Source organism: Agrobacterium sp. ST15.13.015 (assembly GCF_027871645.1).
Taxonomy (GTDB): domain Bacteria; phylum Pseudomonadota; class Alphaproteobacteria; order Rhizobiales; family Rhizobiaceae; genus Agrobacterium; species Agrobacterium leguminum.
The window spans coordinates 137,656-149,636 of record NZ_JAQAHF010000005.1 but is presented as its reverse complement, the minus strand read 5'-3'; the positions used below and the strand labels follow the sequence as shown (position 1 = coordinate 149,636).

The 11,981-nt window shown below is 59.3% G+C and carries 13 protein-coding genes; 9 read left to right on the top strand and 4 right to left on the bottom strand.

Features of this window, described 5'->3' with window-relative positions; all coding sequences use genetic code 11:
- Nucleotides 1-144: 144 nt before the first annotated feature.
- Together PIB16_RS09915 and PIB16_RS09910 are read left to right on the top strand one after the other, a co-directional pair.
- A complete protein-coding gene (locus PIB16_RS09915) occupies nucleotides 145-885 on the top strand; it encodes a DUF1223 domain-containing protein (RefSeq protein ID WP_003523168.1) in 741 nt (246 codons plus the stop codon).
- 400 nt (nucleotides 886-1,285) lie between these two features.
- Nucleotides 1,286-1,678 carry a DUF2794 domain-containing protein gene (locus PIB16_RS09910; protein ID WP_003523170.1) on the top strand — a complete coding sequence of 131 codons (393 nt, stop codon included), beginning with the start codon at nucleotides 1,286-1,288 and terminating at the stop codon, nucleotides 1,676-1,678.
- Nucleotides 1,679-1,791: 113 nt separating this feature from the next.
- On the opposite strand, the gene PIB16_RS09905 is transcribed toward PIB16_RS09910, so the two are convergent.
- The 3 genes from PIB16_RS09905 to PIB16_RS09895 form a co-directional block, all read right to left on the bottom strand.
- On the bottom strand, nucleotides 1,792-2,529 hold the full coding sequence (locus PIB16_RS09905; protein ID WP_125145330.1) for a Bax inhibitor-1/YccA family protein: 738 nt from the start codon (nucleotides 2,527-2,529) through the stop codon (nucleotides 1,792-1,794).
- Between the two features lie 218 nt (nucleotides 2,530-2,747).
- Complete coding sequence (locus PIB16_RS09900; protein WP_271045543.1) at nucleotides 2,748-5,309, bottom strand: ABC transporter permease; 2,562 nt, start codon at nucleotides 5,307-5,309, stop codon at nucleotides 2,748-2,750.
- Complete coding sequence (locus tag PIB16_RS09895) at nucleotides 5,306-6,016, bottom strand: ABC transporter ATP-binding protein (protein WP_078052357.1); 711 nt, start codon at nucleotides 6,014-6,016, stop codon at nucleotides 5,306-5,308. Before PIB16_RS09895 ends, PIB16_RS09900 begins: the two co-directional genes overlap by 4 nt.
- Nucleotides 6,017-6,107: 91 nt before the next feature.
- Here PIB16_RS09895 and PIB16_RS09890 point away from each other — a divergent pair, with 91 nt between their 5' ends.
- Complete coding sequence (locus PIB16_RS09890; protein ID WP_078052358.1) at nucleotides 6,108-6,758, top strand: arylesterase; 651 nt, start codon at nucleotides 6,108-6,110, stop codon at nucleotides 6,756-6,758.
- Nucleotides 6,759-6,826: 68 nt separating this feature from the next.
- Nucleotides 6,827-7,420: an RNA 2',3'-cyclic phosphodiesterase gene (thpR, locus tag PIB16_RS09885; protein WP_003523177.1), complete on the top strand. Its 594-nt coding sequence runs from the start codon at nucleotides 6,827-6,829 to the stop codon at nucleotides 7,418-7,420.
- Here the strand turns inward: thpR and PIB16_RS09880 are convergent.
- A complete protein-coding gene (locus PIB16_RS09880; protein WP_271045542.1) occupies nucleotides 7,354-7,833 on the bottom strand; it encodes a low molecular weight protein-tyrosine-phosphatase in 480 nt (159 codons plus the stop codon). The genes thpR and PIB16_RS09880 overlap by 67 nt on opposite strands.
- A gap of 58 nt (nucleotides 7,834-7,891) precedes the next feature.
- Here PIB16_RS09880 and PIB16_RS09875 point away from each other — a divergent pair, with 58 nt between their 5' ends.
- From PIB16_RS09875 to PIB16_RS09855, 5 genes are all read left to right on the top strand, one after another.
- Nucleotides 7,892-8,197 carry a 4a-hydroxytetrahydrobiopterin dehydratase gene (locus tag PIB16_RS09875; protein WP_003505045.1) on the top strand — a complete coding sequence of 102 codons (306 nt, stop codon included), beginning with the start codon at nucleotides 7,892-7,894 and terminating at the stop codon, nucleotides 8,195-8,197.
- Between the two features lie 51 nt (nucleotides 8,198-8,248).
- Nucleotides 8,249-8,629, top strand: a complete 381-nt coding sequence (locus PIB16_RS09870; RefSeq protein WP_003523181.1) for a YkvA family protein — start codon at nucleotides 8,249-8,251, stop codon at nucleotides 8,627-8,629.
- A 296-nt stretch (nucleotides 8,630-8,925) separates the two neighbouring features.
- Complete coding sequence (locus PIB16_RS09865; RefSeq protein WP_003523183.1) at nucleotides 8,926-9,429, top strand: invasion associated locus B family protein; 504 nt, start codon at nucleotides 8,926-8,928, stop codon at nucleotides 9,427-9,429.
- A 266-nt stretch (nucleotides 9,430-9,695) separates the two neighbouring features.
- Nucleotides 9,696-10,868, top strand: coding sequence for a 23S rRNA (adenine(2503)-C(2))-methyltransferase RlmN (gene rlmN, locus PIB16_RS09860; protein WP_078052458.1), 1,173 nt, complete (start codon nucleotides 9,696-9,698; stop codon nucleotides 10,866-10,868).
- 109 nt (nucleotides 10,869-10,977) lie between these two features.
- On the top strand, nucleotides 10,978-11,931 hold the full coding sequence (locus PIB16_RS09855) for an ABC transporter substrate-binding protein (RefSeq protein ID WP_003523186.1): 954 nt from the start codon (nucleotides 10,978-10,980) through the stop codon (nucleotides 11,929-11,931).
- Nucleotides 11,932-11,981 lie beyond the last annotated feature (50 nt).

Below are 11,981 nucleotides of genomic sequence, written 5' to 3'. Positions count from 1 at the left end.
TTTCATGGTCTCTTTTTTTGTGATTGTCGCTCACCCCTTCGTGACTTTCTATTGAAGGGCAATAGACGTTATTTTCCGGTTTGCATCCCGGCAGGATTGATCGCATCAATTCGTCTGGATCTCTTCCGGACAAAGGTTTTTGTAATGCCGCTGAAATTCCCCCTGTCGATATGTCTTCTCGGCACGTTCCTCGTCACCTCCGCGCAGGCGCAGGAGGCCGTGAAGGGCGTCGTCGAATTGTTCACGTCGCAGGGATGCTCATCCTGCCCGCCGGCCGATGAAGCCCTGCGCAAGATGATCCAGAAGGGCGACGTCGTCGGTCTTTCCTACCATGTCGATTACTGGAACTACCTCGGCTGGACGGATTCGCTGGCGTCTAAGGAAAATACCGACCGGCAATATGGTTATATGCGCGCGCTCGGCCGCAACGGGGTCTATACGCCGCAGGCCATTCTGAACGGCCGCGACCACGTCAAGGGTGCCGATGTTCGCGGCATCTATGACAGGCTGGATGCGTTCAAGCGCGAGGGCAAGGGACTGAACGTGCCGGTCTCGTCGAAATTTGCCGGTGATGAGGTGGAGATCGATATTGGCGCCGGCAGCGGTAAGGCCGATGTCGTCGTCGCCTATTTCACGCGAGAGCAGACCGTGGATGTGCAAAAGGGCGAAAACCAGGGGAAAAAAATGTCCTACTGGCACAGCGTCTATGATGTGCAGACGGTCGGCATGTGGGATGGTTCGCCGATGACGGTGAAGCTTCCGGCGAGCGTGGTGGCCAAGGTGAAAAAGGGCGGCTGCGCCGTGCTGTTGCAGACGGCCAATGCCGGCGGCGATCCCGCGGCAATCGTCGGCGCAAGTATCCTGCTTGGAAATGAAAACCCCTGATCGCCTGTCGGGCGATGGAAGATCCGGTCCGGGCATTGGGGGCTGGGGGTAAAGGGTCAATGCACCGGACCGGGTCATCTTGGTGCCTAGGCATCAATTGACAATAGGACTATTCCACCCAATTCGGGCCATGGTTTGACCGAAATACGGCAGCCCATGTGAAAATGGCTGCCTAAATGGTTACCATTTTTAACCCCTGCCTTTGCCGTTGGCAGCGCTCGTCGGAGAATCGGCGGGCGCAATTTGGCGCTGCCGTCTTCCGGTTACTCTGCGCATCGAAGGCTTGTCGAACCTTTCCCGGAATTCCCTGTCCCATGCGCCATGCCGGTTCAAAGACTTGCAATTTCGCCCTCTCAGGCTCACACTGCATGGATGATTTGGGTGGAATCGGAGGTATTGGATGACCGATCAACCGGATGTGCAGCAGGTGCAGACCGCTTCACGCGACAATTCCACCGTTATCGATCTCCGCGAATATAAAAAGAACAAGGACCCTTTGCCGGTCACCTTTCACCGCCGCGAGCTGGATGCGATCCTGCGCATCTATGGCCGCATGGTGGGAGAGGGTGAATGGCGTGACTACGCCATCGATCACCTGAAGGAAAAGGCGGTATTTTCCGTCTTCAAGCGTTCAGGTGAAATGCCGCTTTTCAGGATCGAGAAAAACCCCAAGCTGGCTGCGAAACAGGGAGCCTACTGCGTGGTGAATACGGATGGCCGCATTCTCAAGCGAGGGCATGAGTTGCCGCAGGTTCTGAAGGTCTTCGACAAGGTTTTGAAGCTCATCGAGTGAGCTTTCGCAAAAGCGGACTGCCCGCCTCTGGCGGATAGGGCTAAAGAATCTTTCCGAATAAAAAGGCGGCCGAAGGGCCGCCTTTCATATGTCTGGCAATCGAACCCTTAACCTTAGTCGTCGCGGTTTCCGAGGAACTGCAGGAGGAAGGTGAAGAGGTTGATGAAGTCGAGGTAGAGCGTCAGTGCGCCCATGATGGCCTTACGGCCAGCGACGGCAACATCGTCAGCATCGAAATACATTTCCTTGATCTTCTGGGTGTCGTAGGCGGTCAGGCCTGCGAAGATCAGCACGCCAATCGCGGAAATCGCGAACTGCAGCGCGGAGGATGCAAGGAAGATGTTGACGATCGAAGCGATGATCAGACCGAACAGGCCCATGATCAAGAACGAACCCATGCCAGACAGGTCTTTCTTGGTCGTGTAACCGTAAAGCGACAGCGCACCGAACGAGGCCGCGGTCACGAAGAAGGTCTGCACGATGCTCTGGCCGGTGTAGACCAGGAAGATCGACGAGAGCGAAACACCCATCAGCGCGGCATAAACCCAGAACGTCGTCTGCGCAGCAGAAACGCTCATGTTCTGGATGCGGAAGCTAAGGAAGAAGACCAGTGCCAGCGGAGCGAGCATCACGACCCAACGAAGCGGCGACGCGAAAAGCAGCTGCTGGACAGCCGGATTGGAAGCGGCAAGCGTATAGGTGCCGAACGCTGCAACGCCGGTGATGACCAGAGCCAGCGCCATCAGGTTATAAACCTTGAGCATATAGGCGCGAAGACCTTCATCGATCATCGCACCAGACTGTGCACGCGTCTGCGCCATGCGATTCTGGTAGTTATTGAAGTCAGCCATTGTTTCCTCTTTTGAGCTCCGTGATTGCTACGGTGTCGGGATACCTCCCGGGCGCCGCTGCGGAGCTTCAGCAAGCCTGATCAAGAATATGATGGCAGAACGTGTTCTATACAAGGCCTTTTCCAGCTGAAAAGACACCACATGCGCGAAAAGCGCTCACGTTTTGGCGATCATTACAAAGAATTAATCGTTAAAGTTAAGCGGTGCACAACCGACGATCATTCACCGGCCTGCCGGAGAACCGGGGCTGCCTTCTGCCCGAGAATCCGCCATGTGCCGATGAGGCCGATGCCCACCGTCATGACGAGGGCGACGACGAGCGTTCCGATCGCCACATCCGGCAGGAAGCTGGAGGGCAGCTTCATGATGCGGGCGATCACGAACCATGCGGAGACGCCGCCGGCGAAAAGTGCGAAGACGGCGGTGGCGAGGCCTAGCATCATATATTCGTAGGAGAAGGCGCGGATGAGCAGGTTTCGTGTGCCGCCCAGCGTTTTCAGGATGACCGCGTCATGGGTGCGGGCGCGGTTTCCGGCGGCAAGAGCGCCGGCGAGAACCAGGACGGAGGCGATGAGGGCGACGGCGGCGGCGGCGCGAATGGCGGTGGCGAGCTGGCCGACAAGCCGGTTGACGACGTCGAGCGCATCCTTCACGCGCACGCTGGTGATCGTCGGAAAGGCGTTGGTGACAGCGCGCAATATGCGGCCTTCGTCGGCGGCGGTTGCGGAGGGGTCGGCGAGTGTCGCCAACCACGCATGCGGCGCGCCGCGGAAGGTGTTTGGCGAAAACACCATGACGAAATTGATCGACAGGGATTCCCATTCGACATTGCGCAGATTGGCGATCCTTGCCGTTATGCTGCGGCCGAGCACGTTGACGGTCACCGTGTCGCCAATCTTGAGACCCAGTTCCCCGGCTTCCTCGGCCGCGAAGGAGACCAGCGGCTCGCCGCTATAGTCCGGTCCCCACCAGCTTCCTTCTGTGAGAGTCGCGTTTTCGGGAATATCCTGCGAATAGGTGATACCCCGGTCGCCGCGCAGCACCCAGCGTCCGGCTGGAGGCACCTCCATTTTCGTGACGTCCTCGCCGTTGAGCGCCAGGATGCGGCCGCGCAGCATCGGCACTTCGGTCAGCGCGCCTTCCGGCGCTTCCCGCTTCAGAAGATCGCGGAAGCCCTGAAGTTCGCTGCCCTGAATATCCACGAAGAAGAAATTCGGTGCGCGGTCCGGCAGGCTGTCCGTCAGTTCGCGGCGCAGATTGCCGTCTATCAGCGTGAGCGTCACGAGCAGGGTCAGGCCGAGGCCGAGCGAAAGGACGACAGACGGGGTGAGCGCACCCGGCCGGTGAATATTGCCGATCGCCAGCCTGAGCGCTGCCGAATGAACGCGCGGGCTACGCTTGGCGATAGCCTTCACGCCGGAGGCAACGAGCCTCAGCACCACGAAGGCAAAAGCGATGGCGGCAAGGAAGACCGAGGCGATGAAGCGGTCTTCCGCCGAAAGGATGGCCAGCGCGGCGAGCGCTGCCAGCAGCAGGCCGGTTGCGGCCAGATAGGGCCAGGATGGCCAGCTTCCCTCCTCGAAACCCTGTTCGCGGAAAAGCGCCGTTGCCGGCACTTCGCGCGCCTGGCCAAGCGGCACGATGGCGAAAGCGAGCGTCGTCAGGAGGCCGAACAGGGCGGCAAGGCCGAGCGCGCCGGGATAGAAGGCAAGCTCCTCCGGCACGGGCAACACGCCCTCCAGAAACCGCATGGCGATGAGGGGCGCGATGGCGCCGACCACGAGGCCGATGACAATGCCAACGGCGGCAATGAAGGCGATCTGGAAAAGATAGGTCATGGTGACCACCGAGGCTGGCGCCCCTAAGCATTTCAACGAGGCGATGGTGGTGCGCTTGGAATCCAGAAACGCGCGAACGGCATTGGCAACGCCGACACCGCCGACGATGAGGGCGGTGAGGCCCACCAGCGTCAGGAACTGCGAGAAGCGATTGACGTTTTCTGTGAGCGATGGGGCCGCCCGGTCACTGGTGCGGATGGACCAGCCGGCATCGGGAAAGGCCTTGTTGGCCGAATCGGTCATCGTTGACCGTGCCGAAGGATCGTTCAGCCTGATCTTGTAGGCATGCTCGACCAGACTGCCGTTCTGAACGAGACCCGAGGCGAAAAGGGCGTCGCGGCTGACCATCAGTCGTGGAGCAAAACCGAAACCGTCGGAGAGAGCATCCGGCTCGTCGACCACCGTGCCGGTCAGTTTCAGCTTGACATTGCCGAGCAGGATTTCATCGCCGACCTTGGTGCCGAGCCGTTCCAGCAGAAGCGGCGCGGCAATGGCGCCGTAGGTGTCGACGTTCCCGGCCAGAAGCTCATTCAGCGGTCGGTTCGGCTCGGCAACGAAGGTGCCATAGAGCGGGTAAGCGCCATCGATAGCCTTCACTTCCGTCAGGGTCTGTTCGGACCCGTCGGCGAGGCGCGCCATGGAGCGCAGCCCGGTGGAAACCGCGACGGTTCCGAGGCTGTCGAGATAGGCCCGCTCTTCCTGTGTCGCTTCCCTGTTGCGCAGTTCGAAACGCACATCGCCCGCCAATATGGACTGACCTTCCGTGGCGATGGCGCTGGTCACCGCGCGCGAGACGGAATTGACGGCGGCGATGGCGCCGGTTCCAAGCGCAATGCAGGCGAGGAAAATGTAAAAGCCGCGTAACCCGCCGCGAATTTCGCGCCGGGCGAGCCTTGTGGCGTTTCTGATATTGGCAAGAGACGGGATAATGGATCCGGTCATGCCGACACCGCCCGCGCCATATGGGAGGTGGCGCTGTCGCCCTCTATCTCGCCGGAGCGGACCTTGATCTGGCGCGAGCACCGGGCGGCAAGCGACGGATCGTGGGTGACGAGGATCATCGTCATGCCGCGTTCGGCCTGTTTGGCAAACAGGAGATCGGCGATCTGTTTCCCCGTATCGGTATCGAGATTGCCTGTCGGTTCGTCGGCGATCAGCACGGCCGGTGAGGGGGCAAGCGCGCGGGCGATGGCGACACGCTGCTGTTCGCCGCCGGAGAGCTGGCCGGGATAATGATTGAAACGTTCGCCGAGACCGACGGCGACGAGCTCGCGTCTGGCGATCTCGAAGGGGTTGGGTGTGTTTGCCAGTTCGAGTGGAACCGCAACGTTTTCCAGGGCCGTCATATTGGCGATGAGATGGAAGGACTGGAAAACAATGCCGATGTTGCGGCCACGAAAATCCGCCAGCGCGTCCTCGCCAAGCTTGTGCAGTTCCGTATCCGCGATGATGATTTCGCCGCTATCGAGCCTCTCGAGACCGGCAAGCACCATCAGAAGCGTCGATTTTCCCGATCCGGAGGGGCCAACGATACCAACCGCCTCGCTCTCTCCGATTGAAAGATCGATGTTCTTGAGAACGTGAACGGAGGCGGCGGCATTGCCGAGCGTGAGGTCGGCTTTCTTCAGCTCTATGATGCTTTTCGTCACAATTCTCGTTCCTATATAGGGTGATGAAAACGGTCTGGCGGTCGATGCGGTCGGTATTTCAGACAATGGGAACCAAGTTAGGAAAGCCGTGATGAGATTTAAAGCTGCCCTGTTTCACTTCATCGTCATTTTTGCCGCCGCCTTTTCCGCAACTGCTGTCATGGCTCAGGAGCGGACATTGCAGCTGGTCGGACTGGGCGACAGCCTGATGGCCGGCTATCAGCTTCCCCCCACCGACAGCTACACCGCACAGCTTGAGGCTGCATTAAAGGGCAAGGGCGTCAACGTCGCCATCGCCAATGCCGGTGTGTCCGGCGATACCTCTTCCGGCGGTCTCGCGCGGGCGGACTGGTCGGTTCCCGATGGTACAGACGGGGTCATCCTGGAACTCGGCGCAAATGACGCTCTGCGCGGAATTCCCCCGGAACAGACCGAAAAGAACCTCGACACCATCATTTCCGGTTTTCAGAAGCGCAACATAGCCGTGTTGCTGGTCGGCATTATGGCGCCGCCGAATATGGGCGATGATTATGCCAGGCGCTTTAATCCGATCTTTCCGAAGCTCGCCGAAAAATACAACCTGCCGCTTTATCCCTTCTTTCTGGACGGCGTGGTGACGGATGATGCGCTGAAGCTGGACGACAAGATGCACCCCAATACGAAGGGTGTGGCGATGATGGTCGAAAAATCTTTGCCGGCTGTTGAAAGCTTCATCACGACAATCGGTGCGCAAAAAAAATAAGCACTTGCGCCCGCCTGCATTGCGTGATTCGCTATGCTTGTTCTGCCAAGAGATTCGGGGAGCTCGCCATGCCGAGACTGTTTACCGCCCTCGAAATTCCGCGCAATGCGGCTATGAGCCTCTCATTGTTGCGCGGTGGTCTGCCGGGAGCCCGGTGGATCGATGTGGAGAATTATCACATAACCCTGCGTTTTATCGGTGACATCGACGGGCGGACCGCCGATGAGGTCGTGGACAGGCTGGACCGGATCGAAAGGCCGGAATTCCAGCTCAGCCTCACCGGTATGGGGTCCTTCGGTTCCAAGAAACCGCATTCCATCTGGGCCGGGGTTTCTCCCTCGCCGGAAATGCATGCGCTTCAGGCGGAAATCGAGCGGATCTGCCAGAGGATCGGTCTCCCGCCCGATCCGCGCAAGTTCATGCCGCATGTCACGCTGGCGCGGTTGCGCTCCTCCCGCGTGGACGATGTGGTGCAGTATCTTTCCGGACGCGGCAACTTCCGCACCTCGCCCTTCACGGTCGGCCGTTTCGTGCTGATGTCGTCGAAGGAATCGGTGGGCGGCGGACCCTATATCGTTGAAGAGGCGTTTCCGCTTCACGAGGCGCGGTCCAGCTCCATCTTTTCGAGCAACGATCTGCATCCTGCAAAGAGCATGTTGTAGACCTTGAGGAACCCGTCCTCGGCCCCGTAATAGGGATCGGGGACGTTCTCGCGGCGGCCAGTGGCGTAGTCCATGAAGAGATGGATCTTGTGCCGCTGCCTTCCCGGGCTCGATTGCAGCAGGTTCGCCAGATTGTTTTCGTCCATGGCGAGTATCAGGTCGAAGGTCTCGAAATCCGCAGGGGTGACCTGTCTCGCCCGCTGCCTGGAAATATCGACGCCATGCTGTCGCGCCATGGCGATCGATCGCGGATCGGGTGCGTCACCCGCGTGCCAGCCGCCGGTGCCGGCGGAATCGATGGTAAGCTGATCAGACATGGCCGCGCCGTCGGCAAGGTGTCTCAAAACCCCTTCGGCCAGCGGTGAACGGCAGATATTGCCCATGCAGACAAAAAGAATAGCTGTATGTTTCATGGAATATGCGTCGATCCGGTCGTTGAAGCGTTAATGGGTCTCAAGCGGAGGCAAGTTCATGAAATATCCCAGACTCGAGCCGGACGCCATCCGGCAGGCCCTGTCGAAACTCGAGGGCTGGTCCCTGCGTGAGGACGGGGCGGCGATCGTCCGTTCTTTCAAGTTCTCCAGCTTTGCGGAAGCCTTCGGTTTCATGGCCGAATCCGCACTTGTCGCGGAAAGGCTCAATCACCATCCCGAATGGTCCAATGTCTATTCGCGGGTCAAGGTCTGCCTTACCACCCATGATTCGCAGGGTGTGACGGAGCGGGATTTTCTTCTGGCCGAGGCCATGCAAAAGGCGGCTGCGGGCCGAAGCAATTGAACGGCGGACCTTAAATCCCATATAATAGCCGTGACCGGAGGACCGTCGATCATGGATGATGTGAAAATCGGTGAAATTCTTCTGCCGGGTGAAACCGACAGGCAGCAGGAGCGCGAGACTGTGGTGCGGGCGAAATTCTGGCCCAAGCTGAAGCGCGTGATGTCGAAGGTGCCTTTCGCACGCGATGCGGCGGCTGCCTATTATTGCGCGATCGACCGCGATACGCCGCTGCGCGCCAAGGGCATCATTCTGGCGGCGCTCGCCTATTTCATCATGCCGATGGATGCCGTGCCGGATGTGCTGGCCGTTATCGGATTCACCGACGATATTGCCGTCATCACGGCGGCGCTCGCCATGATCCGCGCCCATATCAAGATGGAGCATTACGAGGCGGCTGACGCCATGCTGAAACGGCAACAGGAAGCCGGGTAACGCCTCTGTGATCTGCCTGTTCGGGTGAGCCCGACGGGCGACAAATTCTTGCCTGAATTTATGTGTCATACACACGGAGGAAGGGTGTTTCGCGCCCTTCTCCTCAGGGCGTCGGGAGTCGCCAATCTGTAACACCGCAAGACGTTTCCGGCATTTTATGCGTGTTGTTGACGGTTTGGTAACCGCTTCCCGACCACAATGAGAAAAGACGATCCGCACCTGAACGTGGCCGATCCAGAAACTGGGCTCGCCGATGCTTCGGGCCAATGGAAGACAATAACCCGGCAGGAAATTCTATGTTTGTAAGAAGTGTAGCAACCGCAGCGGCCATTTTGCTGACCAGCGTCGGCGTAGCATCTGCACAGTCGCCCACGCGCATCCAGCAGTTCAATGCATGGGGTGCCTATTCGTACAAATCGGGCAACAGCACAGTCTGCTACGTTCTTTCCATTCCGACCGCCAAGGAACCGGCAAGCGTCGATCACGGCGATATCTTCTTCATCGTCTCGCAGCGTCCGGGCCAGAACATTTCCTATGAGCCGCAGGCCATGGTGGGTTATCCGCTCAAGCAGGGTTCCAAGGTCAATGTGACGATCGACAACAAGAACTTCGTCATGTTCACCAAGGACAAGGCCGCCTGGGTTGAAAACGCTGCTGAAGAACCGGCACTCGTCGCCGCCATGAAGGGCGGCAAGTCGATGACCGTGAAGGCAGTTTCCGGCCGTGGCACGGCGACCTCCTATTCCTATTCGCTGTCGGGTATTTCGGCGGCTCTCAAGCAGATCGAGAGCTGCAAGTAACCCTGACGCTTTATTGCATTCGACAATGGCCGGTCATTGACCGGCCATTTGCGTTTTTGCTTGTTTGATGCTAAAGGCGCGGCAACATTGACAGGCGGATGCGCGAAAAGTGCTCCGCCTTTGATTTTCTCGACATGCAGACGATTTTCCGCCTATCCGACAGGCTGGTCGTGCGATGCATGGAATGGTGGGATAGCGTGATGTCCGTAATGCAAGCCCCTGCCGGCCTGGCAGTCAAAACCCCGCTGATCGCCAATAGCGATCTGATGTCCGGCAAGCCGTCGCTGATTGGCCTGACGCGTGAGGACATGGGCGAGGCACTGGCCGAGATCGGCGTGCCGCAGAAGCAGGTGAAGATGCGCGTCAGCCAGTTGTGGAACTGGCTTTATGTGCGCGGCGTCTCCGATTTCGACAATATGACGAATGTCGCCAAGGAGCTTCGCGAGAAGCTGAAGGCGGCCTTCACCATCGCCCGCCCGGAAATCGTCGAGGAGCAGATCTCCAATGACGGCACCCGCAAATGGCTGATGCGGTTCCCGCCGCGCGGTGCGGGACGTCCGGTCGAAATCGAGACGGTTTATATTCCCGAAGAGGGTCGCGGTACGCTGTGCATTTCGAGCCAGGTGGGCTGTTCGCTGACCTGTTCCTTCTGTCACACCGGCACCCAGCGCCTCGTGCGCAACCTGACGGCTGAGGAAATCCTCTCCCAGCTTCTGCTGGCCCGTGATCGGCTCGGCGACTTTCCCGATGGTTCGACGCCGGTTGGCGCTTATGTGCCGAGCGAAGGCCGCAAGGTCTCCAACATCGTGATGATGGGCATGGGCGAGCCGCTCTATAATTTCGAGCATGTGAAGACCGCGCTTCTGATTGCCACCGATGGCGATGGCCTGTCGCTCTCCAAGCGTCGCGTCACGCTCTCCACCTCGGGCGTTGTGCCGGAAATCTTCCGCACCGGCGATGAGATCGGCGTTATGCTGGCGATTTCGCTGCATGCGGTGCGCGACGAGCTGCGCGACATGCTGGTGCCGATCAACAAGAAATATCCACTGAAGGAACTGATCGAAGCCTGCCGCAAATATCCGGGCCTCTCCAACGCCCGCCGCATCACCTTCGAATATGTGATGCTGAAGGATGTGAATGACAGCCTGGAAGACGCCAAGATGCTGGTGCAGCTTTTGAAGGGCGTTCCGGCCAAGATCAACCTCATTCCGTTCAACCCATGGCCGGGCACGAACTATCAGTGCTCGGACTGGGCGCAGATCGAGAAGTTCGCCGATTTCATCAATCAGGCGGGTTATGCTTCGCCGATCCGCACGCCGCGCGGTCGCGATATTCTCGCTGCCTGCGGCCAGCTGAAGTCGGAATCCGAGCGCATGCGCAAGACCGAAAGGTTGGCTTTCGAGGCGATGATGATCGCCAACCATGGCGCGGATGACTGAATAAGCCGCAATTGCCGCCTGAAAGCTTGTTTTGCAGCGGTTCTCCGATTGATTTCGGGCTGTCTTGTTCCTAAGAAGACGAAAACAGGGAACCAACAGGAGGATATCCATGCGCGCATTCATTCTGGCTCTCGCTGCCGCGAGCGCCCTCGTTCTGCCGGCCAAGGCTGAAAACGTCACCGTCGCCGTCACCGCCATCGTCGAACATCCGGCGCTTGATGCCGCCCGTGATGGCGTCAAGGCCGCGCTTGCCGAGGCTGGTTACAAGGAAGGCGAGAACCTCAAGTTCCTCTATGAGTCCGCGCAGGGCAATCCCGGCACCGCGGCGCAGATCGCCCGCCAGTTCGTGGGCGATGCGCCGAACGTCATCGTGCCGATTTCCACGCCGTCCGCTCAGGCCGTCGTCGCCGCCACGCGCGACATTCCGGTCGTCTTCACGGCGGTTTCCGATCCGGTCGGCGCACAGCTCGTCAAGGACATGCAAAAGCCCGGCCGCAACGTGACCGGCCTTTCCGACATGCTGCCGGTTGGCGAACATCTGGCGCTCATCAAGGAAATCTCCCCGAACGCCAAGTCGATCGGTTTCATCTACAATTCGGCCGAGGCCAACTCCGTTTCGACGCTGGCCCTCTTGAAGGCCGAAGCCGAGAAGGCGGGTCTCAAGGTTGTTGAATCCGTCGCCACCAAGTCCGCAGAAGTGCAGGGCGCAACCCGCGCACTGGTCGGCAAGGCCGATGTGATCTACGTTCCGACCGACAACACCATCGTTTCCGCTTTCGAAGCGGCTGCCGGCGTTGCATCCGAAGCCAAGATCCCGCTTTACGCCGCCGATACGGATTCCGTCGCCCGCGGTGCGGTTGCCGCCCTCGGCTTCAACTATTTCGACGTTGGCAAGCAGACCGGTGCCGTCGTCGTCCGCATCCTCAAGGGTGAAAAGCCGGGAGATATTCCGGCAACCGTTGCTGTCGGCACTGATCTGGTGATCAACAAGAAGGCCGCCGAAAAAGCTGGCGTTACCTTCCCGGAAAGCATCACCAAGCGCGCCACCAAGGTCATCGACTGAACCGAAACCAGACTGAATAACGGGCGGCGGCAAATTCGCCGCCCGTTTTA